This is a genomic window from Halorubrum tropicale, from assembly GCF_001280455.1.
In the GTDB taxonomy this organism is placed as follows: Archaea; Halobacteriota; Halobacteria; order Halobacteriales; family Haloferacaceae; genus Halorubrum; species Halorubrum tropicale.
In genome coordinates, this window is record NZ_LIST01000002.1 from 153,670 (window position 1) to 179,663 (window position 25,994).

At 71.0% G+C, this 25,994-nt stretch carries 25 protein-coding genes and 1 pseudogene; 14 read left to right on the forward strand and 12 right to left on the reverse strand.

The window, feature by feature from the left end; genetic code table 11:
- The first annotated feature begins 141 nt into the window (after positions 1-141).
- A complete protein-coding gene (locus AMR74_RS05930) occupies positions 142-924 on the forward strand; it encodes a hypothetical protein (protein ID WP_053771140.1) in 783 nt (260 codons plus the stop codon).
- Positions 925-938: 14 nt separating this feature from the next.
- Here AMR74_RS05930 and AMR74_RS05935 read toward each other — a convergent pair whose 3' ends face one another.
- Positions 939-1,196 carry a winged helix-turn-helix transcriptional regulator gene (locus AMR74_RS05935; protein ID WP_053771141.1) on the reverse strand — a complete coding sequence of 86 codons (258 nt, stop codon included), beginning with the start codon at positions 1,194-1,196 and terminating at the stop codon, positions 939-941.
- A 240-nt stretch (positions 1,197-1,436) separates the two neighbouring features.
- On the opposite strand from AMR74_RS05935, the gene AMR74_RS19515 reads away from it, so the two are divergent.
- The 6 genes from AMR74_RS19515 (at position 1,437) to AMR74_RS05965 (ending at position 11,294) form a co-directional block, all read left to right on the forward strand.
- Positions 1,437-1,838 (forward strand): hypothetical protein, encoded by a 402-nt coding sequence (locus tag AMR74_RS19515; RefSeq protein ID WP_240471132.1) that lies wholly within the window; start codon positions 1,437-1,439, stop codon positions 1,836-1,838.
- Between the two features lie 90 nt (positions 1,839-1,928).
- Positions 1,929-2,972, forward strand: coding sequence for a tyrosine-type recombinase/integrase (locus tag AMR74_RS05945; protein ID WP_077152261.1), 1,044 nt, complete (start codon positions 1,929-1,931; stop codon positions 2,970-2,972).
- Between the two features lie 389 nt (positions 2,973-3,361).
- On the forward strand, positions 3,362-4,165 hold the full coding sequence (locus AMR74_RS05950; RefSeq protein ID WP_053771144.1) for a DUF7839 domain-containing protein: 804 nt from the start codon (positions 3,362-3,364) through the stop codon (positions 4,163-4,165).
- Between the two features lie 186 nt (positions 4,166-4,351).
- Complete coding sequence (locus AMR74_RS05955) at positions 4,352-6,934, forward strand: PD-(D/E)XK nuclease family protein (protein ID WP_053771145.1); 2,583 nt, start codon at positions 4,352-4,354, stop codon at positions 6,932-6,934.
- Entirely contained in the window at positions 6,931-9,816 is a 2,886-nt protein-coding gene (locus tag AMR74_RS05960) for a UvrD-helicase domain-containing protein (protein WP_053771146.1), read from the forward strand. The genes AMR74_RS05955 and AMR74_RS05960 overlap by 4 nt, the downstream gene beginning before the upstream one ends.
- A 116-nt stretch (positions 9,817-9,932) precedes the next feature.
- Positions 9,933-11,294 carry an MFS transporter gene (locus AMR74_RS05965; protein ID WP_053771147.1) on the forward strand — a complete coding sequence of 454 codons (1,362 nt, stop codon included), beginning with the start codon at positions 9,933-9,935 and terminating at the stop codon, positions 11,292-11,294.
- Positions 11,295-11,302: 8 nt separating this feature from the next.
- Here the strand turns inward: AMR74_RS05965 and AMR74_RS05970 are convergent, their stop codons facing one another.
- The 3 genes and pseudogenes from AMR74_RS05970 to AMR74_RS05975 form a co-directional block, all read right to left on the reverse strand.
- Entirely contained in the window at positions 11,303-12,409 is a 1,107-nt protein-coding gene (locus tag AMR74_RS05970) for a radical SAM protein (protein ID WP_053771148.1), read from the reverse strand.
- Positions 12,402-12,893, reverse strand: a pseudogene (locus tag AMR74_RS17125) (VOC family protein); the annotation flags it as partial. The gene AMR74_RS05970 and the pseudogene AMR74_RS17125, both read right to left, overlap by 8 nt.
- A gap of 67 nt (positions 12,894-12,960) precedes the next feature.
- Positions 12,961-13,326, reverse strand: a complete 366-nt coding sequence (locus AMR74_RS05975; protein ID WP_053771149.1) for a hypothetical protein — start codon at positions 13,324-13,326, stop codon at positions 12,961-12,963.
- A 144-nt stretch (positions 13,327-13,470) separates the two neighbouring features.
- On the opposite strand from AMR74_RS05975, the gene AMR74_RS05980 reads away from it, so the two are divergent.
- Positions 13,471-13,863, forward strand: coding sequence for a DUF5830 family protein (locus AMR74_RS05980; protein ID WP_053771150.1), 393 nt, complete (start codon positions 13,471-13,473; stop codon positions 13,861-13,863).
- A gap of 79 nt (positions 13,864-13,942) precedes the next feature.
- The gene (gene menD, locus AMR74_RS05985; RefSeq protein WP_053771151.1) at positions 13,943-15,823 is read left to right on the forward strand and encodes a 2-succinyl-5-enolpyruvyl-6-hydroxy-3-cyclohexene-1-carboxylic-acid synthase; all 1,881 of its coding nucleotides are present in this window, start codon (positions 13,943-13,945) and stop codon (positions 15,821-15,823) included.
- Between the two features lie 26 nt (positions 15,824-15,849).
- On the opposite strand, the gene AMR74_RS05990 is transcribed toward menD, so the two are convergent.
- Together AMR74_RS05990 and AMR74_RS05995 are read right to left on the reverse strand one after the other, a co-directional pair.
- Positions 15,850-16,299 carry a hypothetical protein gene (locus AMR74_RS05990; RefSeq protein WP_053771152.1) on the reverse strand — a complete coding sequence of 150 codons (450 nt, stop codon included), beginning with the start codon at positions 16,297-16,299 and terminating at the stop codon, positions 15,850-15,852.
- Positions 16,300-16,352: 53 nt separating this feature from the next.
- Complete coding sequence (locus AMR74_RS05995; protein ID WP_053771153.1) at positions 16,353-16,718, reverse strand: BsuPI-related putative proteinase inhibitor; 366 nt, start codon at positions 16,716-16,718, stop codon at positions 16,353-16,355.
- A gap of 120 nt (positions 16,719-16,838) precedes the next feature.
- On the opposite strand from AMR74_RS05995, the gene AMR74_RS06000 reads away from it, so the two are divergent.
- Entirely contained in the window at positions 16,839-17,660 is an 822-nt protein-coding gene (locus tag AMR74_RS06000) for a DUF2797 domain-containing protein (protein WP_205625951.1), read from the forward strand.
- A complete protein-coding gene (locus AMR74_RS06005) occupies positions 17,657-18,316 on the forward strand; it encodes a trimeric intracellular cation channel family protein (protein ID WP_053771154.1) in 660 nt (219 codons plus the stop codon). The genes AMR74_RS06000 and AMR74_RS06005 overlap by 4 nt, the downstream gene beginning before the upstream one ends.
- 47 nt (positions 18,317-18,363) lie before the next feature.
- Here AMR74_RS06005 and AMR74_RS06010 read toward each other — a convergent pair whose 3' ends face one another.
- The 3 genes from AMR74_RS06010 to AMR74_RS06020 are packed head-to-tail and all read right to left on the reverse strand — an operon-like array spanning position 18,364 to position 22,482.
- Positions 18,364-19,410, reverse strand: a complete 1,047-nt coding sequence (locus tag AMR74_RS06010) for an ABC transporter permease (protein WP_053771155.1) — start codon at positions 19,408-19,410, stop codon at positions 18,364-18,366.
- Positions 19,403-21,412, reverse strand: a complete 2,010-nt coding sequence (locus AMR74_RS06015; protein WP_053771156.1) for an ABC transporter permease — start codon at positions 21,410-21,412, stop codon at positions 19,403-19,405. Before AMR74_RS06015 ends, AMR74_RS06010 begins: the two co-directional genes overlap by 8 nt.
- Positions 21,409-22,482, reverse strand: coding sequence for an ABC transporter ATP-binding protein (locus tag AMR74_RS06020; RefSeq protein WP_053771157.1), 1,074 nt, complete (start codon positions 22,480-22,482; stop codon positions 21,409-21,411). Before AMR74_RS06020 ends, AMR74_RS06015 begins: the two co-directional genes overlap by 4 nt.
- A 539-nt stretch (positions 22,483-23,021) precedes the next feature.
- Here AMR74_RS06020 and AMR74_RS06025 point away from each other — a divergent pair.
- Complete coding sequence (locus tag AMR74_RS06025) at positions 23,022-23,468, forward strand: SRPBCC family protein (RefSeq protein WP_053771158.1); 447 nt, start codon at positions 23,022-23,024, stop codon at positions 23,466-23,468.
- A 21-nt stretch (positions 23,469-23,489) separates the two neighbouring features.
- Here the strand turns inward: AMR74_RS06025 and AMR74_RS06030 are convergent, their stop codons facing one another.
- Entirely contained in the window at positions 23,490-23,972 is a 483-nt protein-coding gene (locus tag AMR74_RS06030; protein WP_053771159.1) for a VOC family protein, read from the reverse strand.
- A 199-nt stretch (positions 23,973-24,171) separates the two neighbouring features.
- Positions 24,172-24,621 carry a DoxX family protein gene (locus tag AMR74_RS06035; RefSeq protein ID WP_053771160.1) on the reverse strand — a complete coding sequence of 150 codons (450 nt, stop codon included), beginning with the start codon at positions 24,619-24,621 and terminating at the stop codon, positions 24,172-24,174.
- Positions 24,622-24,690: 69 nt separating this feature from the next.
- Here AMR74_RS06035 and AMR74_RS06040 point away from each other — a divergent pair, with 69 nt between their 5' ends.
- Positions 24,691-25,092 carry a winged helix-turn-helix transcriptional regulator gene (locus AMR74_RS06040; protein WP_053771161.1) on the forward strand — a complete coding sequence of 134 codons (402 nt, stop codon included), beginning with the start codon at positions 24,691-24,693 and terminating at the stop codon, positions 25,090-25,092.
- A gap of 79 nt (positions 25,093-25,171) precedes the next feature.
- On the forward strand, positions 25,172-25,657 hold the full coding sequence (locus tag AMR74_RS06045) for a hypothetical protein (RefSeq protein WP_053771162.1): 486 nt from the start codon (positions 25,172-25,174) through the stop codon (positions 25,655-25,657).
- Between the two features lie 10 nt (positions 25,658-25,667).
- Here AMR74_RS06045 and AMR74_RS06050 read toward each other — a convergent pair whose 3' ends face one another.
- Entirely contained in the window at positions 25,668-25,946 is a 279-nt protein-coding gene (locus AMR74_RS06050) for an acylphosphatase (protein WP_053771163.1), read from the reverse strand.
- Positions 25,947-25,994 lie beyond the last annotated feature (48 nt).

A 25,994-nucleotide genomic window follows, 5' to 3' on the forward strand; every position in this document is an offset into this window, starting at 1 on the left:
CCCAAGTCGGCCAAATTTCCGTTCGGCTCGGTTGCTGGTTAGAGTAGGGTATACAGAGGCTACTTATGTACTTACTGGCGTGAGTATCAACTGAAAAAATCAGACGAATAGACTCAAATCCGCTGACGTGTGCTTTTCTCTATGGAACCCACGGCGAAAGCCCTCTCCCGGACTTACAGCGATCGCGTGTATCCGGACCCGTGGGAGAAGGTCCTCGATTACCGCCGAGTCCAGGAGTATGCCGCGGAACACCCGAACGCTGGACGGGTCCGCACTGGGCGAGCCCTCGATCTCCCCGCCGGGCGCGTCCGGGGCTGGCTCAAGGATGTTGTGCCCGACCCGGTCCGGGGAATTAATGTCGCGATCGACCGCGGCTGGCTCGATCCTCCCCCCGACAGCGAGATGGCTGCCGCACTCCTTGAGTTACTCGCGCACGTCCTTGCCGGCGGAAGCATCTCGGTCAGGAACTACGTCCCCGCGGTGACACCGGGTGAGCGAATCTCCGCCGAGGAGATCCGCGATGCCTTCGAGCGTGTCGGCGTCGAGACGCGCACCCGCAACGCCGACACACCGGAGCGCGCGACCGAGATCGTTCCCACTCGTGACGGGACGGTTCTCGGACGGTGTCTCGTCGCGATGGGCGCACCGACCGGCGTAAAGACGTCGCTCGACCACCTCCCTGCGGTTGTGTGGGAGGTACCTCAATCGGTCCGGCGGTCGTTCGCGCGGATATACGTCCGACACCGCGGGCTGAACTACGCCGACAAATCGACGACACGCGTTCAGGTCGAACGGCCGAGTTCGTTCATTACGGAACTCCGAGAATTACTGGACGACGTACTCGATGAGCGCGTCACCACGGGCGACACGGGGACGGGGATCACGATCTCGGCGGCGGCCGCGCGCGAGCTCGGTGTCGAGTAGCTGCGGAACTCACCTCACTCGTCTTCGAGGTCGCTGGCGTCGAGGTCGCCGGCGAGATACGCGCGTCCCATGTCTGTAATTCGGTAGTACCCCGAGTCAACCGGCTCGACGAGACCGGAATCTTCGAGCTTTCCGATCCGTCGTGAGACCCAGTTTCGAGTGTATTCGAGGTTCTTGGCGATTACGGCGGGCGTCAGGATGAGATCCGACTCGGCGAGTAGCTCAAGAACCCGATCGTCGGTCTGGTTCATCCAGTCCACCCGGGGGCGCATACCTTCGCCTCATGTGGATTCATATAACAGATACCGGTTCGGTTCGCTTCAATCATCTTTTGGTGTTTGATACTACACTGTTTGTTGGGTTAGAATTAAGTCGTCGGTGTTCTTCGGAGTGTACAACGGAAGCACTCTCGTGGACCCGTCGCTCTCCGATGGGTCCGGCTCGAAGGACAGCGGACCCCGCTGCTGGAGACAGCGGGCCCGCGTGGGCTTCCGTGAGGTAGCACGAAAGCCATGTTCGACCACTACGCGTCAGGGTTTGAAATCCCCGATCGACCGAGGAACCGCAACACAATCGCCGGACGCGACCACTTTCAGTTTCACCGCCCACCTTTGGATCTCCTCTTTTTAACACCCGTTCTTCAGTCGGAGTCGATGCCTCCGAAAGAAGTTGTGCGGATCGAAGACCGGCAGGACAGGTGGCGGTACGTGTGTCCCCGCGGCCACCGCTCGTGGGAACCGACGAATCATCACTTCTGGTGTAAACAATGTGCTTCAGGGGACGAATTCGACGGCGTGTTCCATACCCTGCGCGACCAGAAGACCGGCGCGGAACTCGCTCGCGACCAGATTCGACTGTTGACTGACGCGGGACCGTACGATCGCAAACTCGACGGTGAGGAGGGATCCGCGTGAGCGACCAGAGCGGACACGCTCGTCGGATCGCCGAGCAGCTCGCGATGTACGACGACGGGGACGACGAGATCGAAGAGCCGGAGGACTCCGATGAGTGATGAGCTAGAACCGATTCCACCCGAGCGAGCCGTCGAGATGCACCTCGACCGGATGAAAGAGGATCGCGCTGAGTGGACTCAGACGACCCACCGGAGCGAGCTTCGGCCGTTCGTCGAGTGGTGTCGCGAAGAGGGCGCGATCGACAACCTGAACGAGCTCTCTGGTCGGGACCTGTACGAATACCGCATCTGGCGACGCGAAGGCGGGTACAGCAACAGCAAGGTCGACGAACTCGCGAAGAAGACGCTTCACTCGAACCTCTCGACGTTGCGGTCGTTCCTCAAGTTCTGCGGGGAGATCGAGGCGGTTCATTCGGACCTGTACGAGAAGGTGCCGCTGGTGAAGCTCACCCGTGACGACGAGGTGAGCGACTCATATCTTCGACCGAAGCGGGCCGAAGACATCGTCGAGTACCTCTCTCGGTACGAGTACGCGAGCCGCGATCACGTCGTGTGGGCGTTGATCTGGCACACCGGCGCTCGCCTCGGTGCCGTCCGATCGCTCGATCTCCAGGATCTCGACTTGGAGGGAAACCAGCCCTCGATCGAGTTCGTTCACCGGCCGGAGACGGGAACCCCGCTCAAGAACGACACCGCGAGCGAGCGAATCAACCGTATCAGCCGCCGAGTCGCACAGATTCTAGAGGACTACATCGACGGTCCGCGGACGGACACCGTCGACGACCACGGGCGGAACCCGCTCGTCACTACCGACGCGGGCCGGATCGCGGCCGGGACCATCCGGACGGCGTTCTACCGATGGACTCGCCCGTGCTTCATCGGCAAGGAGTGTCCGCACGACGAGGATCCGGAGTCGTGTAAGTTCGCGACGTTCCGGCACGTGAGCGGGTGTCCGTCCGCTCGGTCACCCCACGACGCTCGCAAGGCGCGGGTGACCAAGTACCGGAACGACGGCGTCCCTCGGGGCGTCGTCTCGGACCAGCTCAACGCGAGCGAGGACGTTCTCGACAAGCACTACGACCGCGCTTCGGAGCGCGAGAAGGCAGACCGCCGCTGGCAGATTATACAACAATGAGTAACACACAAATTCAAGCCGAATACAACGAGATAACTGCGGGACTCAAGTCCTGTAGCGCCCACTTCCTCACCGATCGCTTTTACACCGATCTCGATTTTCCCGTGGTGAACCCAGCCGAACGGGGACCGATCTGGGCGGCGCGACCGTCGCCGCCCCGCGTACCGCACCGTCGCCGCCCCGCGTAGGTCCGAGCAGATCGGATTCGATCTCGCGTCGCTCCGCGGCCCGGTCGCTCCCGTCCGGAGTACAACTCTCTCGCACCGCGGAACAAGCAAATTTGAATTGTGTACACTGAGGTTTCTCAACTGAGCTGAGAACCGGCCGCAGCGCAAGCTCGCCGTGAGATAGACAACAAGACTTTGCTTGTGGCGGCCAACGGGCCGGTAATGGGTGACACAGCGGGCGGCGGGTCGCCGGACGTCCTCGAGAACAAGCGGAGCGCGACGCGCTATCAGGTGCTCGTGGAGATCGCGGCCCGCCAGCCGGCGGTGAGCCAAGGGGAGGTCGCGGACGCGATCGGCGTGACCTCACAGGCGGTCAGCGACTACGTCCGCGACCTCGTCGAGTCGGGCTACGTCGAGAAGGGCGGCCGCGGGCGCTACGAGGTGACCAAGGAGGGCGTCGACTGGCTCATCTCCCGGACCGACGACCTGGAGACGTACCTCGAACGGGTGAACTCCGACGTGTTGGAAAGCGTCGAGGTCGACGCCGCGATCGCGCTCGACGACGTGGCGGAGGGGAAGGAGGTCGGGCTGGTGATGCGCGACGGCGTCCTCCACGCCAACCCCGCCGGCGGGACCGCGACCGCGGTCACCGTCACGAGCGCGGCGAGGGGCGAGGCCGTCGGCGTCGCCGACTTCGAGGGCGTCGTCGACTACGAGACGGGGACCGTCTCGGTGCTGCCCGTCCTGACCGTCACCGACGACGAGCGCCTGGACCCGGACGTGGTCTCGACGCACGTCCCGGACGAGGGCCTCGTCGCGGTCGCCGGGACGGAGGCGTACGCGCTCGTCTCCCGGAGCGACGCCTCCCCGGACGTCCGGTTCGGGACCGCGGAGGGCGTCGCCGAGGCGGGGATGCTCGGCCTCGACGTCCTCTTGGTCGCCGTCACCGACGAGATACCGCGACACACCTCCAAGCTCCGCGACCGGAACGTGCCGCATCGGGTGCTCGACTCGGACGCGTTTTAGCCGCCTCGGGCCCTTCGCTCTCGCTTTCGGCCCCCTCGCGCCGGTGCCGTCGCCCGCGTCAACGACGGGCACGTCGGATTCGGGCGGCTGATCCCGACCGCCGTCCGCCCCCCGGGCCTGACCGCGCCCGCGGGGTCGCGGGCGCCTTCCGTATCTTTTTGTGACTCGTCCGTATCCTCGGTAGGCGTGCCTATTCGGAGAGCGAAACGGGCGGAGTCACTCTACGCGGCGGTCGAGGGGTACGACCTCGTCGTCACCCCCGACGCCCCGCTGGCGAGCGCCATCAACCGCCGCCTCGACCGCCCGCACTTCGGGACGTTCGCGACCACCCCGCGCCGCCTCGCCGCCGGCCGCCGCGAGCAGGCGGAGGACCGGCGGGCGTTCCTCGAACTCGTCACGTCGACGGACCGCGACTGGAAGGCGGTCGCGTACGCCGTCGGCAACGTCCTCCAGTGTTGGGAGCACACCGGGCGGCTCGACGCGATCCTCGAGTACGACGCCTACGTCGACGACGCGACCCGCGAGGTCGTCGCGGGCATGCGAACGCTCCGGACCACCTCGAAGCGGCTCACCGAGTACGAGATCGACGAGGGGCGGTCCGTCGCCGTCGTCGGTCACGATCAGCTGACCGCGCTCGAACGCGGCGTCCTCCCCGAGTCGTTCGACCGCGTCGACCTGTTCACCGACGAGGCGTTCGACCACCCGCCGTTCCACGTCTTCGAGTCGGCGACGGACGTCGTCGCCGCGCTCCTCGAGACGGTCTCCCCGAGCAACGCCGAGAACGTCGCCGTCGTCCTCGACGGCGGGGGGCGGTACTCCTCGCTCGTCGAGTCCGCGTTCGAGGCGGCGGACATCCCCTTCTACGGCGGGCCGGGCTTCGCGGACGACCCGCATCACCGGGCGTTCGTCCGGCTCCTCCGGCTCTGCTTCCGGGGCTCCGAGACGACCGTCGGCGACGCCGCGCCGGTCCTCTCGCAGTTGGGGATCGACGTTCCGGTCGCCGACCGCGAGCGGCGGATCGAGGCGGTCGACGGGGCGGGCGCGGCGTGGCTGCGGTCGTTCCGCGACGCGGCCGCGGACCGGACGTTCGCGGCGGCGCTCGACGCGTACGCGACCGAGGCCGGCGTCGATCTGAGCCGCCTCGACGAGGAGCTGCGCCGTCTGGGCCTCGCGGACGAGCCCGTGACCGAGGACGCCGTCGACCGGCTCGCGTACTACCTCCAGACCTACGAGGTCCCCGTCGACGCGGACAACGAGGGGGTCCTCCTCGCCGACGCGAAGTCGTCCGCGTACGTGGACCGACCCGTCGTCTTCCACCTCGGCATGGGCGAGGCGTGGACGCACTCGGCGCCCCAGCGGCCCTGGGTCGACACCGAGGCGCAGTTCGACCGCTACGTCGGCGACTTCCAGCGCCTGCTCCAGAGCGGCGACCGGCGGTACTACCTCGTCCAGGACGCGGCCGGCGGGGAGCCGATCACGCCGTGCCTGTACCTCGGCGACCTCCTCGACGACGAGTTCGAGCGGTTCAGCGACCTCGATTCGGTCGAACACCGGCGCCGCCCGCGGCCGACGGGGGAGGGCTTCGACCGGCAGCCGACCGGCGTGGAGCCGGAGTCGGTCGAGACGGTCAGCCAGTCGGCGCTCAACAGCTACGTCAACAGCCCGCGCGACTACCTCTTCGACCGGCTCCTCGACGCGCCGGACCGGGAGCGGTTCGTCGAGGGGAACCTCTTCCACGACTTCGCGGAGTTCTACGTGAACCACCCCGACGCGGTCGCCGCGGCCGACGCCGGCGACCTCGTCGACGCGATGCTCGCGGAGGCGGCGGCGTTCTTCGCGGCCGACGAAGAGCCGCTCCGCCGCCGCACGTACCGCGTCGGCCTCGAACTGATAACGGCGTACCTCGACGAGGCGGCGCCCGAGTCGGACGACTTCCTCACGCCGGCCTCGGGGCGGGGGACGAACTTCTTCGCCGACTACTTCGACGAGCCCGTCGACTCGCCGCTCACCGAGCGCTGGTTCGAGGACGCGTCCCTCGGCCTGAAGGGAAAGATCGACCTCGTGCGGTCGCCCACCCACCTGCTCGATTACAAGAGCGGGCGCAGGAAGCTGGCCTCGCAGGTGGTCGGCGGCGCGGCGACCGACCCGCCGGCGGACGCGCCGAACTTCCAGGCGGCGCTGTACCTCGCGTACTACCGGTCGGTCCGTCCGGACGAGCGGCTGGAGTTCACGTTCTTCCACTTCCTCGAACCGATGGCGGACGCGATCGCGGGCGAGGCCGACCTCGACGACGCGCTCACGACCGTCACCTACCACCCGGTCGCGTTCGACGAGTACGTCGCCTCTCGCGAGGCCTACGAGCGGCTGTTGGACGGCTACGCCGACTGCCGGGAGACGTTCGCGGACCTCGGCTACGAGGCGTACGAGGAGATTCTGGCCCCGCTGACCTTCCCCGAGACGACCGACAGGGGCAAACTGCGCGACTCCGCGTTCGCCGCGCGGTTCACCGACGCCGTCGACGCGGCGACCGCGGCGGGCGTCGACGCCGAGAAGGGCGTCGACCAGGCGATTCGGGAGCTCAACGGCGCCCGGAGGCGGGCGTTCTTCCGCGAGGACCCTGACGCGTTCGAGTCGTTCGTCGGCGAGCGCCTCGACGAGCTCAACGAGCGACGCGCCGGCGAGGAGCGGTTCCCGGTCGACGGGCTCGGGGGCGAGCCGAACTACCGGCGCGTGGACAACCGCGACCTGCTGCTGGAGGGCGACCGATGAGCGAGCCGACGCCGAACGACGCGCAGCGGGAGCTCATCGAGGGCACGGAGGGGACCTACCTCGTCGACGCCGGCCCCGGGACGGGGAAGACGTTCGCCGTCACTCGCCGCTACGGCCGGATCGTCGACCGGCCCGAGACGGACCCGGACGACGTGCTGCTGGCGACGTTCACGCGGAGCGCCGCGACGGAGATGAAAGCGCGGATCGTCGACCACAGCGCGTACGGGCTGCGGGAGCTGGCCGACGCCCCGATCCGGACGTTCCACTCGCACTGCCACGAGCTCCTTCAGGAACACGGGTACGCCGCGCCGACGCACCTCGGCATCGACGAGCGGATCACGGGCTCGACGCGGATCCTCGACGACGAGCTGATCGAGGCCGAGCGGTTCCGCGAGTTCTTCGGCGGCTTCCGCGACGACCACCCGGAGCACGCCGACTTCTACCGCGTGCTCTCGTCGCCGGGCGAACTGCTCGACCTGATCCGGGAGCTCGCGTCGAAGGGGGTCTTCCCCGCCGCGGACGGCTGGTACCGCGACGGCGAGTCTCACCTCGACGGGGACTTCGAGGCGTTCAAAGAAAGGTTCGACGCGGTGAACGAGCCCCGCAACGACGGCCGCAAGCAGTCGGTCCTGCGCGAGGACCTGAGCCGGTTCGGCCGCGACAAGACGCACCTCCCGGACGCGCCCTCGAAGTCGGCGCTGCGGGGCGGTCGGGGGACCAAGCGACTCAACGACGACGTGGCCGAGGCGGTGTTCCGCGAGGACCGCGAGGCGCTCAAGGCGTTCGTCCACGACGCCTACCTCGGGTACCTCCGGTTCGCGCTGCGTCGCAACTACCTCAGCTTCAGCTTCCTCCAGCTGTTCGCGTTCGTCCTTCTCTGCGAGAACGAGCGCGTCCGGGAGACGGCGGCGTTCGAGTACGTCACCGTCGACGAGTTCCAGGACACGAGCGAGGTCCAGTTCAAGCTCGCGCTCCTCCTCTCCGCGACGGACAACCTCTGCGTCGTGGGCGACTGGAAGCAGAGCATCTACTCGTTCCAGTACGCCGACGTGGACAACATCCTGGAGTTCGAGGGGCGCCTGGACCGGTTCGCGGCGGACCTCAACGCCGACGCGGACCGCGTCCCGTTCGACTCGCCCGACCCGACCCGGATCGAACTGCGGGAGAACTACCGGTCGACGGCGTCGGTGATCGACCTCTCCGAGCGGGCGATCGCGACGCCGGCGTCGAGCGACGAGCCCGTCGACGCCCCCCTCGACGACGTGGTCGAGCTCTCCGCGAACGCCGCGTTCGACAACACCGTGATCGAGGGGATCCGCCACGAGGACGAACACGAGGCCGTCCTCTCGAAGGTCCAGGATATCGTCGGCAACGACGACTACGCCGTCGAGGGCGAGGACGGGGAGCCGCGCCCGCCGGAGTACGGGGACGTCGCGGTGTTCACGCGGACCCGCGACTACGGGCGGGAGCTGCTCGACGTCGCCGCGGAGCACGACTTCCCGGTGGCGTACGACGGCGGGATCGAGCTGTTCCGGACCGACCCGGCGAAGCTGCTGCTCGCGTGGCTCCGGATCCTCGACGTGGACGCCGACCGCGGCTGGGCGGTGGTGCTCGAACGGATCGGCTACGCGGTCGACGAGATTGACCACATCTTGGGGACGGGGTCGTACCCGGCCGGGCCGGCCGAGTTCCGCGACGAGCTCCGCGGGCTGGAGTCGGTCGGGGCGGTGGCGCGCCGCGTCCTCGACCGGTACGGGTTCACGGGCGACGTCGCCGACGTGCTCTTAGACACGGTCCAGTCGGTCCACGACTCGACGACGGCGACGCGCGGCGACCTGATCCGGCACATCGAGCGCGGCGTCGAGACCGGCGGCACGGTCGACGTCAGCGCGTCCGCGGGCGACGACGCGGTGACCGTCCAGACGATTCACACGGCGAAGGGGCTGGAGTATCCGATCGTCGTCATGGCGAACATGAACGAGGGGCGCTTCCCGCCGCGGGCCGGCGGGTCGAGCGTCATCCAGTTCCGGGACCCGGTCGGGCTCCGCCGGCGGAAGGTGTACTCGGAGGACGGCGCCCACCCGCACGTGTACGACGACTGGCGGTACGACGTGGTCAGGCGCTGTCTGCCGCGGGGGTACGACGAGGAGCGGCGGCTGCTCTACGTCGCGGTGACGCGCGCGGAGAGCCACGTCGTGTTCGCGGCCGGCGAGGACCCGAACGCGTTCCTCGCCGAGCTCCCGGTCTCCGTCGAGGAGGCCGATCCCGACGTCGAGCCGCTCGACCGCGGCGAGCCGGCCGACGCGGACCTCCCGTTCGCGGTCACGGCGCCCGACGGGCCGATCGGTCACACGCCCCACTCGCTGATGGACGAGTCGGTGTTCGAGGACGCGGGCGAACGGCCGGAGCCCGGTCCGGAGGCCGACCCCGAGACGCGGGGGATGGACTTCGGGTCGCACGTCCACGACTTCGCGGAGGCGTACGCCCTCGGCGACGACGTGACGCCGTCGAACGACCACGAGCGGCGGATCGCCGAGCTCCTCGACGGCCTGTCGGGCGACCTCCGGGTCGAGGAGCCGGTCACGCTCCCGGTCGCGGTCGACGGCCGGCGCGTCACCCTCTCCGGAATCGCGGACCTCGTCCGCGTGACGCCGGACCGGGTCGAGGTGATCGACTACAAGACGGACGCGACCCGGCGCGCGCGGGCCGAGTACCGGAAGCAGCTCAGCGTCTACTACCACGTCCTCGACGAGTGGTTCGCCGACAGGCCGGTCGAGACGAGCCTGTTCTACACGAGCGACGGGACCCGCGAGCGGATCGAGCCGCTCTCGCTCGGCGAGCTCCGTGCGCTCGTCCGCGCGACCGAGACGGGCCCCGAGTGACGGGGTCGGATTTTTCACGGCCCGAACCGGAGAACGCGTATGTTCGTTCCCGTCGCACCGCGGGCCCGGGCCGGAGTCAACGACTGCGACCGCCTCGCGGCGCGGAGGGGCCACTCGTGACCGACGACGCGGCGGCCGACGCCGAGCGGTCCGGTGCGCTCGACGCGTTCCGCCGGTTCTTCGCGCTAGAGCGGGACGTGCTCGTCCTGTCGGTCGCGATGTTCGCGTTCAGTCTCGGCTTCCAGATGACGAACCGGTTCCTCCCGGAATACATGGTCGCGCTCGGGGCCTCGGGGTTCGTCGTGGGGCTCTTCGGAACCTTCGGTAACGTCATCTCGGCGCTGTACCCGTACCCCGGGGGCGCGGTCTCCGACCGAATCGGGTCGCGGTACGCGCTGACCGTCTTCGGGCTGCTGTCGACCCTGGGCTTCGTCGTCTGGCTGGTCGCTCCGGCGATCGGCCCGGTCAACGTGGCCGGGGTGGTCGTCGAGCCGTGGATCTGGGTCTTCGTCGGCCTCGTCCTCGCGCAGGCGTGGAAGTCGTTCGGCCTCGGGGCGACGTTCGCGGTGGTCAAGCAGGCGACGGCCCCTTCACGGCTGGCCGCCGGGTTCGCCAGCACGGAGACGTTCCGGCGGACGGCGTTCCTGATCGGCCCGGTGCTGGCCGCCGTCCTCATCGGCCTGCGCGCGGAGTTCACCGTCAGCTTCCGGTACGTCCTCGCGGTCGGAGTGGCGTTCGGCGTCCTCGGAACCGCCGTCCAACACGTCCTCTACGACGCGAGCGGCGACTCCATCGGCGACTCGTTCGCCGGGCTCGACCGGATCCGACGAGACCTGCGGGAGATGCCGGCGCCGCTGCGGCCGCTGCTCGTCGGCGACACGCTCGTGCGGTTCGCGAACGGGATGGTGTACGTGTTCTTCGTGCTCGTCGTCACGCAGTTCTTCCAGGTCGGCCTCGACACCACCGTCGCGCTCGGCGGGTTCTCGTACGCCGTGGACCTCTCCCCGCAGGCGTTCTTCGGCTACCTGCTCGGCGTCGAGATGCTCGTCGCGCTGCTGATCATGGTCCCGGCCTCGAAGCTCGCGGAGCGCGTCGGGCTCAAGCCGGTCGTCGCGGTCGGCTTCGCCGTCTACGCCGTCTTCCCCGTCGTGCTGATCTACGCGCCGGCGCTCGCGGGGTCGGCGCTGCCCCTGTCGGCGGTGATGGTCGCGGTCTTCGCGTTCTCCGGGCTCCGGTTCGCGGGGCTGCCGTCGCACAAGGCGCTGATCGTCGGCCCGGCGGAGAGCGGGTCCGGCGGCCGCGTCACCGGGACGTACTACCTCCTCCGGAACGCGATAGTCATCCCGAGCGCCGCGGTCGGCGGGTACCTGTGGGACTTCGTCAGCCCGGAGGTCGCGTTCACGGTCGCGGCGGTCATCGGCGTCGCCGGTACCGGCTACTTCCTCGCGTTCGGGCAGGAGTTCGAAGCGTACGCCTGACCCTGAACTCAGTCGGCCGGCTCGGGACGCTCGCCGTCGTCGCCAGTGCGCTGCCGCTCCGGGAGCGGCCCGTCGTAGCCCTCGGGGACGTACGGGCAGAGGGGGTCGCTGTCCGTCGGGTCGCCGGTCGCTGCGTACGCCCGCGAGCGACTCCCGCCGCAGACGTGGCGGTACTCGCAGGCGCCGCACTTCCCCGAGAAGCCGTCCGGGTCGCGGAGCGACTCGAAGAGGTCGGCGTTCCGGTACGCGTCGACCACCGAGCGATCGCGGACGTTGCCCGCGGACTCCGGGAGGAAGCCGGACGGGTACACCTCGCCGGTGTGGCTCACGAACGCGAAGCCGCGCCCGGCCGTGATTCCGCCGCGCCGCTGCGCGAAGCCGTCCGCGTCGCCTCCGTCCGCCCGCTGAATCCCCACTCGACGGTAGAACGGCGCCTCGGTCGTCTTGACGCCGAACCGCTCCTCGTCGGACACCTCGTGGAGCCACGCCATCACGTCCTCGGCGCGCCCGGGGTCGATCGGGTCGAGGACGCGGCCGCGACCCACCGGGACGAGGAAGAAGACGCTCCAGAGGACGGCGCCCAGGTCGCGGACGCGGTCGCGGATCGCGGGGAGGTCGTCGACGGTGTCCGCGCAGACCGTGGTGTTGACCTGGAGCGGGATCCCGGCGTCGCGGGCGGCGCGCGCGGCCTCGACCGTGTCCGCGAAGCTCTCCTCGCCGCGGAACGCGTCGTGGCGCTCGCGGGTCGGGCCGTCGAGACTGAGCGCCATCCGCGCGATCCCGGCGTCGGCGAGGTCGCGGACGCGCTCCGGTGTGAGCGACCGCGTCCCGCTCGGCGTGATCGTCATCCGGAGGCCCAGGTCGTCCCCGTACGAGACCAGCTCCGTGAGGTCGTCGCGCGCGAGCGGGTCGCCGCCGGAGAGAACGACCAGCTGCCCGTCGCCGAACGCGGCGGCGTCCTCAAGGAGTCGCTTCCCCTCCGCGGTCGTCAGCTCGTCGGGGTGCCGCTGTGGTCTCGCGTCGGCGCGGCAGTGCCGACACGCGAGCCCGCAGGCCTGCGTGACCTCCCAGACGAGGACCAGCGGCCGCCGGTCGGTGTCGAGGTCGTCGAACATCTGTCGGGATCGGATACGGTCCCGATCCGTTTGGGGCCGTTCCCGAACGTGTTCCCCCGCGCTCTCGGCGGGCGGAATCGGCCTCGCGCGCGACGTCGACCCGCGTCCCGGCGGGATCCGCGAGCGCGAGCCCGCGGTCGCCGACGTGCGCGTCGGCGTCGAGGCGGCGCCGCTCGACGCCGCGGTCGGCGAGCCGGTCGCGCCAGTAGCCGAGCGAGTCCGGCGGCACCGCGAAGGCGACGGTCTCGTAGCCGGGCTTCCCGGTCCGCCCGGGGTCGGCGTTCGGGTCGGGGAAGACCGTGAAGGCGGAGCTCGGCGAGCCGGTCGCGTCGCATAAGTAGAGGTGGTACTGGAGGCGGTCCTCGCAGTTCACCGTCCGGCGGAGCAGGCTGAGGCCGAGCGTCTCGCCGTAGAACGCGGCGCTGGCCTCGGGGTCGCCGACGATCCCCGTGACGTGGTGGAGCCCGGGGGTGTCAGAGAGCATGCGCCGGATCGGCGTCGCGCGGGAAAGTCCGTGTCGGTCGGGGCGACCGCGAGGCCCGGCGGCGAGGTCAGGAGAGCCACAGCAGCCGCAGGTTGCTCGCGGTGAGGTACGTCCCCGTCGCCGTGAGCAACACCGGCGGGAAGTAGTACAGCAGGCTGTCCCCGTCTCGCGCGCCCTCGACGCTGATCCAGAGCATCACGAGGTAGACGGCGATCTTCAGCGCGACGAGCCCGGAGAGCCCGAACGACTCCAGCGCGAACCGCACCACGGGGTTCGCCTCTTCGATCGTCGGCACGTATCGGAGGAAGGCGACGGTGGAGACGATGTCGCCGACGCCGTACGTCGCGGTCGCCGCGATCCACAGCCAGTAGAACTCGTTCGGGCGCCGCCGGTAGGCGGGGCGGCGGCGGGAGCGGTCGCGGGATCGAGCCACGTCCCGAAGTGTCGAGCGGCGGACGTGAATCTGCCGGTTCCGAGGTCCCGCTCGCCGCTCGCACTTCCTCGCCGCGCAGGGGAGACGGCGAGACGCCGACCGCCGTCCGGCCGACTTAAGACGGCTCGCGCCGTCACGCCGCCCGTGACGGAGCCGCGGACCCGCGACGAGAAACTGGAGCTCGGCGTCGAGCTGCTGGCCCACCTCGAACGCGAGGAGATCGACCTCGCCGCCGCGGTCGACCGGATCGAGACGATCACGACCAGCCCGGCGCTCACCCGCGACGTCCTCGACGCGGCCGAGAAGCGCGGCGTCATCGACCGCGAGGGCGCCCGGCTCCGCGTCCGCACGGGCGGGACCTACGTCGAGTACGACAGCCAGGTCGTCGCCCGCGAGGGCGACTTCGAGTGCCGGCGGTGCGGGGCCTCGATTTCGACGGGCCACTTCGTCGAGTTCGACGCCGGCGAACTCGGGGCGTTCGGCTCCTCGTGTATCCGGAAGGTGACCGGGCGGGAATCGGAATCGGAGTCGGAGTGACCACGCCGTCGACCCCGCACGCCACCGCCGCTCGGTCGAACCCGCCGGAGTATTTACGTCGGCGCCCGAAGCGGCGGTAATGACCGCGCCGAACCGGAACGTCCTGTGGGCGACCGCGCTCGTCGACGAGCTCGTCGCCGCGGGCGTCGACGCCGTCGTCGCCTCGCCGGGCAGCCGCTCGACGCCGCTGACCGTCGCCGCCGCGGGCCACGAGGAGCTCCGCGTGTTCTCACAGCTCGACGAGCGCTCCGCCGCGTACTTCGCGCTCGGCCGCGCCCGCCGGACCGGCCGCGTGACGCCGCTGATCTGTACCTCTGGCACCGCCGCCGCCAACTACCACCCGGCCGTGATGGAGGCGAGCGAGGCGCGCGTCCCGCTCCTCGCGCTCACCGCCGACCGGCCGCCGGAGCTGCGCGACTCCGGCGCGAACCAGACCGCGGACCAGGAGAAGCTGTACGGCGACGCCGTCCGGTTCTACAAGGACCTCCCCGAGCCGGCCGCGAACGACCGAGCGCTCCGGTCGCTCCGGACTACCGTGGCGCGCGCGGTCGGGGCCGCCGAGGGCGCCGAACCGGGACCGGTCCACCTCAACGTCCCGTTCGCGAAGCCGCTGGAGCCGACGCCGGTCCCGGACGACGTGCCGGACGACCTCCCGGAAGCCGCCGAACACGGCCGCGACGGCCCCTACGTCGACGTGACGCCCGGCGCGCCGGAGCCCGGCGACGACGAGTTGCGCGCGCTCGCGGCCGAACTGGGCGACGCGGACCGCGGGCTGATCGTCGCCGGCCCCGCCGACCCGCCGGGGATCGACTCGGAGTCGGTCACGGCGCTCGCGCACGCGACCGGGTTCCCCGTGCTGTCCGATCCCCTCTCCGGGCTCCGGTACGGCGGCCACACGCGCGTCGCGCCGGTGATCGGTAACTACGACGCCTACCTGTCGGGCGACCTCGCCGGCGACGGGCCGGAGGGCTGGAGCGACCCCGACCTCGTCTTCCGGCTCGGCGCCTCGCCGACCTCGAAGCGGCTCCGGAAGTACCTCGCCGGGACCGACGCCGCCCAGTACCAGGTCGATCCCGCCGGCGGCTGGCGCGAGGCCGAGTTCGCCGCGACCGACCTCGTCGTCGCCGAGCCGAGCCGGCTCTGCGCCCGCCTCTCGCGGCTCGTCGCGGGCGGGGGCGGAGACGGCGGCTGGCGCGCGCAGTGGGAGGAGGCGGACCGCGTCGCGCAGGCGATCCACGCCCGCGAGGAAGAAGCGAGCGGGGATTCGGCCGCGACCGACGCGACCGACGCGGCGTTCCACGAGGGCGACGCCGTCCGCGCGGTCGCGGACGCGCTCCCAGACCCGGCGACGCTGTTCGTCTCGAACTCGATGCCCGTCCGCGACCTCGACCGGTTCGTCGGGGCGACGACCGCGAACGTCACCGCGCTCGGCAACCGCGGCGTCTCGGGCATCGACGGCATCGTCTCCAGCGCGCTCGGCGCGGGCAGCGGGACGACGGACGACCTCACGCTCGTCGTCGGCGACCTCGCGCTGTACCACGACTCGAACGGGCTGCTCGCGGCCGACCGCTGCGACGTCGACGTGACGGTCGTCGCGGTCAACAACGACGGCGGCGGCATCTTCCACAAGCTGCCGATCGAGTCGTTCGAGCCGCCGTTCACCGAGTCGTTCAAGACGCCGCACGGGCTCGACTTCGAGCCGCTCGCGGCGCTCCACGGCCTCGCGTACGAGCGGATCGACGCCCGCCCGGACGCGCTCGCCGACCGCGGCGACGACCCCGCGGAGCGCGCGGCGGCGGTCGCGGAGGACGTGACGGCCGCCGTCTCCCGGGCCCACGAGGCGGCGGGGTCGCACCTCGTCGAGGTCGAGACGGACGCCGAGGCCAGCCACCGCACCCGGGAGCGGCTGGCGACCGCGGTCGACCGCGCGGTCCACGGTCCGGAGTCGGACGGGTCGTAGCCGCGCGAGCGTCCGACTCGCGGGGATCAGGGGACGACCGGGGTCGGTCCCTCGCGACGGCGCTCACCGAGCGCGACCCCGGCGTACGCGACGACCGCGAACTGGATACCGACGCCGAGGCTCGCGCCGAGCGCGAACACCGCGGTGACGACGGGGCCGCGGTCCGGACCGAGGTACCAGAACACGGCGACCGACCCGAGCAGGAAGGCGACGGTCGCGCTCGCGCCGGTCGCCAGCGCGGTCGACGTGGCGGAGGCGTCGGCGTCGCGCAGTCCGGCGAGGAGGGCGGTCCCGAACAGCACTCCGTACACCAGCAGGAACGCCGTGAACCGGGCGCTCACGAGGTACGTCGAGAGCGTCTCGGCCGACGGGAGCGCGACCGGCGATTCGAGGAGGATCGGCGAGAGGCGCCTGATCCCGCTGATCGCGACCGCGACGACCGCGGCGACGACCGGGGGGAGGGCTGCCGTGCGCATGTCCGAGGGAGCGCGCGGGCCTCACTTATACAGTCCGGTCGGAGCGGGCGCGGTCACGGCACGGTGACGACCGCCGCCGCGCGCACGTCGCGGCCCGTCGCCGCCGCCTCGCCGACGATCCGGTAGGTGCCCGAGGGCGGCCGCCGCCACGTCGCCTCGTAGCCGACCGCTTCGCCGGGCGCGACGGTCTCGCTCCCGAGCGCCTGCGTGAACATCCGGTTCGCGCCGTAGCGCCAGACCGGGTCGGCGTCCTCCCCGTCGGCGTCGGAATCGACCTCGGCCGCCGGGTACGCGGTGAACTCCGCGCGCTGCCCGGTCCGGAAGTCGAGCGTGACCGGCGTCGACCCCGCGTTCTCGATCCGCAGCGAGAGGGTCAGCCCGTCGTCGATCGCCGCCGTCGCGAGCGTCGCGTCGAGCATGGGGGCGTCTGCGACGCCCGCGGGTAAAATACCTCGGCGGCCGCGTCCCGGGACCCTCGGAAGGCGGCGAGCGGACCGGCCGACGACGGCTATAAGCCCCGCCTCTCCCTACCTCGCGGCGTGCAGGTCGTCGGCTACGAGACGGACGCCGCGAGCGGCCCGCCGGAGTCCGACGGGGACGCGGATTCGACCGCCGCGGCGAGCGGACCGATCGGCGGCGGGCTCTACGTCGCGAGCGACGGGACCGTCGACTTCGTGGACGCGAGCCCCGGGACCGAGCTCGCCTTCGGCCTCGGCGAGCGCTGCTGCGCGGGGACGGTCCACGAGGGCGACCACGTGTCCTGCGACGCGGCGGACGCCCCGTACTGCGACGAGCACTCGGGGGTCTGGGTGTGCGCGCGGTGTACCGGCACGTGCCTGAAAGACGAGATGGACTGCCACGAGTCGCACGCGATGTACCTCGCCGCGTTCGCGCCGGACGTGCTGAAGGTCGGCGTCACCCGCGAGTGGCGCCTCGGGACTCGCCTCCGCGAGCAGGGCGCCGACCGCGCGGCCCATATCCGCACCTTCCCGAACGGCCGGATCGCCCGCGAGGTGGAGGCCGAGCTGGCCGCCGGCGACGACCTCGTCGACCGGGTCCGCGTCCCGACGAAGCTCGACGGGTTCGGGCGGGCGGTCGACGAGGCCGCCTGGGAGGCGCTCCTCGACCGGTTCGACCCGATCGAGCGGTTCGCGTTCGACTACGGGCTCGACCTCGACGAGCGCCCCGTCGCCGAGACGATGGCCGCGGGGACCGTCCGCGGCTGGAAGGGGCGCGTGCTGGTGCTCGACCGCGGCGGCTCGACGTACGCGGTCGACGCGCGCGACCTCGTGGGGTACGAGCTGACCGACGCGGTGCCGGAGCGCGAGCTCCAGTCCAGCCTCGGGGCGTTCGGCGGATGACCGGGGGCGTCCTCGCGACCCTCTTCGGCGACCCGTTCGCGGTCATGAACACGGTCGGCCTCGTCGCGTTCGCCCTCGTCGGGGCGAGCAAGGCGGTCCGCGAGGAGTTCGACCTCTTCGGCGTCGCGGTGGTGGGGCTGGCGATGGCGTTCGCGGGCGGCGTCACTCGCGACCTCCTCGTCGCGCGCGTCCCGCTGGCGCTGCGCTCGCCGGTCGAGATACTCCTCGGACTGCTCGGCGTCGCGCTCGCGGTCGGGCTGAGCGCGTGGCTCGCCAGCCCGGACGAGCACCCGGTGACGCTCGTCGCCGACGCCGTGGGCCTCGCCGCCTTCGCCACGACCGGCGCCATCGTCGCGACGGACGCCGGCGTGTCCGCGTTCGGCGTCGTGGCCGTCGCCACGATCAACGCCGTCGGCGGCGGCGCGCTCGCCGACATCCTCCTCGACCGGTCCCCGTTCATCCTCTTCGAGGACTTTTACGCGAGCTGCGCCGTGCTCGGCGGGATCGCATACTGGCTGGTCGGCGTCCTCGGCGGCCCCTCGGGGGTCGCGGCCGCGGCCTGCGCGGCGGTGACGGTCGGGCTCCGGCTCGTCGCCGTCGCCCGCGGCTGGCGGCTCCCGACCGCGAAGGGGCTCGGTGACGGGTTCGGTCGGTAGGCGCGGGGCGACCCCCCCACTGCCCGATCGACGAGCGGCCGACCTCCTCAGCGAGCGAACCCCTCGAGCGCGACGACGCGGCGGACGCCGAGGTACGCGGCCGCGGCGATGGCGGCGTACGCGATCACCAGGACGCCCGTCGCCGCGCCCGCGCTGTCGATGGCGAGCCGCGCCACCGCGTTCGCCGGGCCGCCGGCCATCGCCGTCGCGCCGCCGAACAGCACGAGGACGGCGACCGAGTAGAGCAGCTGGGCCGCCCGCCGGTCGGGCGCGACCGCCGCGATACCGACCGCGACCGAGACGACGAGCGTCGTCAGCGCGGTCATCAGCGCCAAGATCGGGCCGACGTTCGCGACCGACGTGCCGTTCGCCTCCAACAGCAGGAGCCATATCAGCGCCTGGCCGGGCGCGATCCCGATCGCCGCGATCGCCTTCCCGTCGACGATCTCCGCGAGCGTGACCGGCGCGACCCGGAGCAGCTCCATCGTCCCCCGATCCAGCTCCTCCGTGATCGAGTCGACCACGAGCGACCCCGAGATGAACACCGGGAGGAAGACGAGGAGGGGGATCAACACCGTGTAGGTGAACGTGAAGTACGGGCTGGTGTCGCTGCGGTCGGGCAGCGGCAGCGGCGACTCCTGAAGGTGCGAGCCGCGGGCGTCGCGCTCGTTCAGCTCGTAGGTCCGCAACAGCTCGCGCAGCTGTACCACGATCACCGTCGTCTCCACGGTGGTGTCGGGAGCGGTGACGGCGGCCGACACCCGCCCGTCCTCCGTGCGGGTCGCGACCACCACCGCGTCGGCCGCGTTCCGCTCGAAGGCGCTCCGGGCGGCGCTCGCGTCCTCGTACGGCGTGACCGTGGCGCCCGGCACCTCGCTCGCGGCGCGCTCCAAGTCGTCGACCGCGTCGCCGGCGCCCGCGACCTCGATCTGCGCCCCGTCGAGCGAGCCCGGGTCGTACATCGAGACGAGCCCGACGACGAGGAACGACGAGAACATCGCGATGAACAGCTGGATCCCGATCGCCAGCAGGATCGTCTTCTCGGCGCGCAGCCCGGCTATCTCCCGCCCGGCGATCGTCAGGCGGCTATCCAAGGCTCACCACCCCGACGTTGTACGCGGCGTGGCCGAGCGTCGCCAGCGTCAGCGCCAGCGCGTAGGCGGTCCGGCCCCGGCTCGCGCCGAGGCTCGCGACCCCGGTGGTCGCGACGTGGAGGACGAGCGGCGCGAGGAACAGCGCCGCCAGCGCGAGCGGCGGCAGCCCGGAGAGGCCGGCCACGTCCGCGAAGGCGGCGCGGCCGAGGAAGAGGTCGGTGAGCCCGACCGCCTGGACGACCGCGGTGGCCTTCTCCGCGAGGAAGAAGCCGGTCCCCGAGGCGGCGCCGACCGCGAGCGCGACGCCGAGGGCCCCTTCCCCGTCGGTTTCGGCGGTTCGGGCGAAGACGCCGCGCTCGAAGCCGGCGTAGAGACCGACGCTCTTCGCGACCTCCTCGATGAACGCGATGGTCACGAGCAGCACCGGGATCGACACGGTGACCGGCAGCGCGAACAGCACCGCGACGGCCAGGAGCTCCGCGACGAACACGAACGGGATCGTACAGGCGGTGAGGAACGCGACGCGGGCGAGCGCGCGGAGCCGGTCCCGCGTGAGGAGGCCGGCGTCCGCCGGCACCGGTGAGAGCCGGACCGCGAGCGCGTCGAGGAACTTCCGCGTCACCGGCTTCTGCGAGAACATGTCCTCCTCGCGGTAGACGCCGAGGCCGAGGCCGAAGAGGAGGGCGGCGCCGACCGCCATCGGCGCGGTCGAGAAGAGGACCTCGCCGGCCGAGACGGCCTCGCCCTGGAGGTCGAAGACGACGAGCGTCAACGGCGAGACGAGCGCGACGGGCGTCACGTTCGTGAAGATGGCCGGGACGAACGCGTAGGTGGTCAGGAGGACGCTCACCCCCACCGTGACGAAGGTGAGCTCCTTGAACGAGCGCGCGAACATCGCGCCGACGAAGGTGGCCCCGAGGAACGTCGCCGCGACCGGCGCCACCGCGACCACGGAGAGCGGCCCGCCGCCGACGAGGAGGGCGATGAGGGTCGTGACGACCGCGGCGGCCGCCGCGTACGGCAGCGTCTTACCGGCGACGATCTCGGCCGGTGACAGCGGCGTGACGAGCAGCGGCTCTCCCCGCCGGTTCGTCCGCTCGTCGAGGATCGACGAGCCGTACGCCTGGATCAGGAAGTTCATCGGCACGAGGAAGACGAACGCCAAGAGCAGCGAGGTGAACGGGAACGGCGGCGTGATCGACCCGGGCGAGCCGACCGTGTCCGCGCCGAACGCCGCGCCGCCGATGGAGGGGACAGCGAAGCCGCCGTCCTCGCCGGACGCGCTTCCGTCCGCGACGGAGCCCGCGTCGTCCGAGCCGTCGCCGCCGTCGCCTGCGCCGCCGTCCGGCCCGTCACCGTCATCTGACCCGCCGCCCGACCCGCCGCCACCGTCGCCTGCGCCGCCGCCAGACCCCCCGTCGCCCCCGCCGAGGGTCGCGCCGTCGTCGAAGCCGGTCGTCCGGCCGACGTACCGAAGCGTGACGACGACCGGGAAGGCGGCCGTGCGGTTCGGCTCGGCGCGCATCAGCCGTTCGTTGTGCGACTCGACGGCCTCGCGGACCGACGCGGCCGCCGCCTCTCCCTTCCGCGTGTCGCTCGCGCGGACGACCACCTCCTCGACGTCCGCGCCGTCGATCGCGCGGTCGTCGCCCGCTCCGGGTCGCACCACGGTCACCACGACCGCGTCGGCGGAGTCGCCGAGCGACGCGGTCCCGGCTGGCACCGGGCGCAACGAGGGGGCTTCCTCGATCGCCTCCGCGTACGGCGACTCGGCGTCGACCCCCACCCGGTACACGTTCTGGTCGACGTCGAGGCCGGCGACGCCGGTGGCCACGCCGACCCCCACGACGCCGCCGGCGACGAGGAGCAGAGCGACCCCGGCCGCGAGCGTCCGGCGGTCCACGCCGCCTGAGGCGCGGGCGGACTCCCACCTGGCCACGCGGAAGACGCGGCGGCCGGCGACCGCGAGCCGTCGGCCGACGCGGCGCAGCCGGTCGGTCACTCGGTCGCCTCCGTCGCCGTCGCGGGGGTCGTCTCCTCACCGCCCTCCGACGCGTTCGCGTCGTCGTCGCTCGTCTCGTCGGAGTCGCGGTCGCTGTCGGTCCCCCTGTCCGAGCTGCCGTCGTCGCCGTCGCTCCGTCCGTCCGCACCGCCGCCCACGGTGTACCGCCCGGGCATCGGCCGGCCGACGATGTCGAGGAACACGTCCTCCAGGCTCGGCTCGCGGCTCCGGATGTCGACGACCTCGCCGCCGACGTCGGCGACGGCCTCGCGGACGGCCGCGACGGAGTCCATGCTCGGGACCGCCGTCCGGTACCGGTCCCCGACCTCCTCGGTCGCCGCGTCGAGGTCGTCGAGCGCGGGCGTCGCGGCCGGCTCCGCGTCGGTGAACACGCGGTAGGTCGTCTCGCCGTGTCGCTCGCGGATCCCGTCGACGCTCCCGCGGGCGACGATCCGCCCCTCGTTCATCACCACCACGCGGTCGCAGACCGACTCGACGTGGTAGAGGTTGTGCGCCGAGAAGACGACCGTCTTGCCCGTCTCGCGGAGCTCGCGGGTGAACGCCAGCACCGAGTTCGTCGTCACGGGGTCGAGCCCGGAGGCCGGCTCGTCGTACACCAGCACGTCCGGGTCGTTGACCAGCGAGCGGGCGATGGCGACCTTCCGTTTCATGCCCTTCGAGACGTCGCCGAGGCGGCGCTCGCGGTGGTCGAGTTCGAGGCGGTCGAGCGCGGCGCCGATCCGCTCGTCGGCGACCTCGCCGGGCACGTCGTAGAGGTCGGCGAAGAAGCGGAGGTACGACAGCGCGGTCATCTCCTCGTACAGCGGCGACTCTTCGGGGAGGAACCCGAGGTGCCGGCGCATCTCGGGGTCCGCGGCGTCGAACCCGGCGACGGTCACGTCGCCGTCGGTCGGCTCGACGAGGCCGGCGACCACCTTGAGCGTCGTCGTCTTGCCGGCCCCGTTCGGGCCGACGATCCCGAACACCTCGCCGTCGTCGACGGCGAAGTCGCTGTCCACGACGGCCGCGAAGTCGCCGTAGGTCTTCCGCAGGCCCGACACCTCGATCATGCGCACGGCTCCGCCGTCGGCCGGGTTAAACCCACGCCCGCGGGTATCAACCGCGAGAACGGTCCGGGAGGAGGGCGACGGAGACAGCGAACACGGGGAAGCGGCGAGGACGGCAAAAACGGGGAAGGCGACACGGCCGCGCGGCTCTTCGGTCGAGGGCTGATCGACGCCGGTACGTCCGGCGAGAAACGGCGGTCGGCGTTACTCCTCTTCTTCCTCTTCCTCGACGGCTCCCCGTCCTCGCTCCCAGACGCCGTCGGCGGACGTGTCGTTCGGTGCTGTGTGCGAGACATCTTTCATGGTGTCGCGATCGCTTGCCATATTGACCCTCGATAGCCCGGAACCCCGTATTAACCCTTCGTGGAAAGAGATAATGAGTCCTGATAACATATTAGGTATTAATATCCGCACGATGTCAGCGGTCGGACCTCTGGACGCGCCTCGGAAAGCAGTGGGTTCTGCGGCGCGGAAGCGACCGAACGTTTCGATCTTTTCGGGCGGCCGCAGCGATGAGGTAGACGGACCCCGGAGGAATCGACGTGTTCGGAAATCGCGACGCGCTCGGGAACGTCGACCGCGGCGACGGCGGGTCGGTGGTCCGGGAGGGCGCGACGCTCGCCGTCGGTCGCGACGTCGCCGCGCCGCCGGAGGCCACGGCGACGGCGCTCCGCGACACGCGGCGCTGGCCCGACTGGAGCCCGTCCGTCGGCGGCGTCGAGAGCTCGGACCGGTACGTCGAGACCGGGACGACCGGCCGGGTTCGAGTCGCCGGCGCGTGGGTCCCGTTCAGGGTATCGTCGGCGACGCGCCTTCGGTGGGACTGGGAGGTCGCCGGGATACCCGCCACGGGTCACCGCGTCGAGCGGTACTCCGGGGACCCGGACCGGTGTCGGGCGGTGATCGAGGTCCCGCTCGTCGCGGCGCCGTACGTGCCCGTCTGTCGGCGCGCGCTCGACCGGTTCGCGGCGCTCGTGGAGGGCGAGTGAGCCGGGCGGCGACCGGGGGTCTCAGTTCTCGTACCCCGCTTCGAACGGGTCGATGACCTCGCTGCCGGGCTCGTCCTCGTCGCGGGTGAATCCCGGCCCCCGCGTCGCCAGCTCGAAGACGAGCCCGTCGGGGTCGGTGAAGTAGATGCTCTTGAAGTAGGTGCGGTCCTTCACCTCTGAGACCTCGACGCCGTGCGTTTCGAGGTGGTCCTGCCACTCGCGGAGCGCCTCCACGTCTTCGACGCCGAACGCGAAGTGGTGACTGGCGCCCGGGCCGGGCGCCCCCTGCGAGTCGGGGTACTCGAAGTAGGTGACGTTGGTCCCCGGTTCCCCTTCGGGCGTCGGCGAGTAGTAGTAGTGCGGCGTCCCGGGGTCGTCGTAGTTCTGGGTCCGCTTCACCGTGTGCCAGCCCAGTACGTCCTCGTAGAACGCGGTTGTCTCCTCGATGTCGGTGCAGATGTTCGTGACGTGGTGGAGCCCGGTCGTCGGCGGCGCGTCGGTCATGTCTGGGCGAACAGTCGGCGGGAGCACAGTTAGTCGTACTGGCGGCGGTGTCGGCCGGCCCGACGGCTCGACGGGGTCGCCGAGCGGCGTTTCGAAAAGGCGTCCGGGGCAACCGCGCTGCGCGTGTACAGTGGTAGCGGACCGCGTGTGCGCGGTGGTCGCGAGTCGACGCGTCGTCGGGGTCGGGTCCGCCCGCGGCTCAGAACAGGCCGACGCCGACCGCGTACGGCCACGCGGTGCCGCCGACTGCGAGCAGCGCGAGCGCCGCGCCGGCGCCGTAGACGTTCTTCAGGAAGCTCGTCATCTCGTTCTGCTTCTCCTCGGGGTCGTCCATCGACCAGAAGTCGTGCATCGTCACGGCGGAGACGAGGAGGAAGAAGGCGAGCGCGCCGGCCGCGACGACCGGGAACGCGCCGGCGACCACGGCGACGCCGCCGAGCACGAGCACGGCGCCGGAGGCGATGACCGAGAACGTCGGCGCCGGGAGGCCCTTGAACTCGGCGTAGCCGGCCATCGTTTCGAGGTCCATGAAGTGGTTGAGCCCCATGAAAGCGAGCGTCGCGCCGAACAGGATCCGGCCGAGCAGGAAGAGTTCGCCTGAGAGCGGGGCGTCGAACTGAAGCGGTATCGTCGCGAATTCAGCTAACATCGTGTAACCTGCTATACGGACGTAACCTATTTATCGATTCCCGGACAATTGGGTTAGTAGGTAACACCGATGTCATCGGAGGATCTCTCGACGGCGGAGTCGGCTGAGGCGGCGGAGACGACGGAATCGAGTCCCGACGCGACGACGGAGGCGACGGCGCCCGAGACCCCGTGCCCCGTCATCGACTCGATCGAGCAGATCGGATCGCAGTGGCGGCTCGTCGTCCTCCATGAGCTGTTGAACGGCGAGGCGCGGTTCAACGAACTCAAGCGCGAGACCGACGCGAACGCGCGGACCCTCTCGCGCGTGCTCGACGACCTCCAGGAGACCGGCTTCGTCGACCGGCGGATAGAGGAGGACTCGCCCGTGGCGACGTACTACAGCCTGACCGACAAGGGCGAGTCGCTCGCGCCCGTCTTCGAGGAGATCGACGACTGGGCTCACGAGTGGCTCGCAGAGTGCGAGGCGTAGTCGAGAGATCGAGTAATCGAGGCGTCCGAGCGCACCGGACGGCGAAACGCACACCCTTCTGCGGCGCGTACGTATCTGCGTGTACGCCGGACTGAAGAGCACCCCCTGTTGCCTGTGCGGCCGGGACGACACCCACACCCGAATCGCGGTACCGCCGCGGGCGCTCCGCCTCATGGAGAACGGGGAGCCGATAGCTTGGCGCGACGTGGTCGGCACGGTGACGCTCCGCTTCTGCGCCGACGACTGGGACCTCGTGAGCGAACTCGCGATCGAGATGGGTACGCACCCGCTCTCGCGGTGTAACGCCGCGCACGTCTCGCTCGACCTCCGCGAGGACCACGAGGCGCTGCTGTCGGCGACGAAGGCGGAGACCGACCAGACCGAGCTGGAGGCCCGGCTGTCGCGCGAGGCCGAGGCGACCCTCGACGCGGTCGACGACCCCTACACCGAGGAGCGCGACGTGGTCGAGGCCGTCGTCGTGTTGCGCGCGCTGGAGGAGCTCGGGGTGCGCGAGCGGTCCGACGCCGACGCCGCCGGCGCCGCGGCGGCCGCGGACGACGACTGAGCGGGCCGCGTCACCACCTGACCTCGAATCCCTCGATCCCCTCCGGCTCGCCGTACTCGGCGTCCACGCCGTTGACCTCGGCGGCCCGGCTCCCCGTCTCGCACCACGCGACCATGTCGCGGACGTCGCCCTCCGGCCCCTCGAAGACGGCTTCGACTCGGCCGTCCTCCAAGTTCCGAACCCAGCCGTCGACGCCCTTCTCGCGGGCCGTGTCGCGGGTGGTCGCCCGGTAGTAGACGCCCTGAACCCTGCCAGAGACGAAGACGTGCGCGCGAACGCGGTCGGTCATCGGTCGGTGGTGCGCCCGCCGGCGTGTTAAACGGTCCGCCGGCGGCCC

Excerpts from the sequence above, each read along its gene's own strand:
- AMR74_RS05945 (WP_077152261.1), top strand. The coding sequence starts at position 1,929 with ATGAGTGATGAGCTAGAACCGATTCCACCCGAGCGAGCCGTCGAGATG.
- AMR74_RS06020 (WP_053771157.1), bottom strand. The coding sequence starts at position 22,482 with ATGATCGAGGTGTCGGGCCTGCGGAAGACCTACGGCGACTTCGCGGCC.
- AMR74_RS05930 (WP_053771140.1), top strand. The coding sequence starts at position 142 with ATGGAACCCACGGCGAAAGCCCTCTCCCGGACTTACAGCGATCGCGTG.
- AMR74_RS06050 (WP_053771163.1), bottom strand. The coding sequence starts at position 25,946 with ATGACCGACCGCGTTCGCGCGCACGTCTTCGTCTCTGGCAGGGTTCAG.
- AMR74_RS19515 (WP_240471132.1), top strand. The coding sequence starts at position 1,437 with ATGTTCGACCACTACGCGTCAGGGTTTGAAATCCCCGATCGACCGAGG.
- AMR74_RS05950 (WP_053771144.1), top strand. The coding sequence starts at position 3,362 with ATGGGTGACACAGCGGGCGGCGGGTCGCCGGACGTCCTCGAGAACAAG.
- menD (WP_053771151.1), top strand. The coding sequence starts at position 13,943 with ATGACCGCGCCGAACCGGAACGTCCTGTGGGCGACCGCGCTCGTCGAC.
- AMR74_RS05970 (WP_053771148.1), bottom strand. The coding sequence starts at position 12,409 with ATGTTCGACGACCTCGACACCGACCGGCGGCCGCTGGTCCTCGTCTGG.
- AMR74_RS06005 (WP_053771154.1), top strand. The coding sequence starts at position 17,657 with ATGACCGGGGGCGTCCTCGCGACCCTCTTCGGCGACCCGTTCGCGGTC.
- AMR74_RS05935 (WP_053771141.1), bottom strand. The coding sequence starts at position 1,196 with ATGCGCCCCCGGGTGGACTGGATGAACCAGACCGACGATCGGGTTCTT.
- AMR74_RS06035 (WP_053771160.1), bottom strand. The coding sequence starts at position 24,621 with ATGTTAGCTGAATTCGCGACGATACCGCTTCAGTTCGACGCCCCGCTC.
- AMR74_RS05990 (WP_053771152.1), bottom strand. The coding sequence starts at position 16,299 with ATGCGCACGGCAGCCCTCCCCCCGGTCGTCGCCGCGGTCGTCGCGGTC.
- AMR74_RS06030 (WP_053771159.1), bottom strand. The coding sequence starts at position 23,972 with ATGACCGACGCGCCGCCGACGACCGGGCTCCACCACGTCACGAACATC.
- AMR74_RS06040 (WP_053771161.1), top strand. The coding sequence starts at position 24,691 with ATGTCATCGGAGGATCTCTCGACGGCGGAGTCGGCTGAGGCGGCGGAG.
- AMR74_RS05960 (WP_053771146.1), top strand. The coding sequence starts at position 6,931 with ATGAGCGAGCCGACGCCGAACGACGCGCAGCGGGAGCTCATCGAGGGC.
- AMR74_RS05995 (WP_053771153.1), bottom strand. The coding sequence starts at position 16,718 with ATGCTCGACGCGACGCTCGCGACGGCGGCGATCGACGACGGGCTGACC.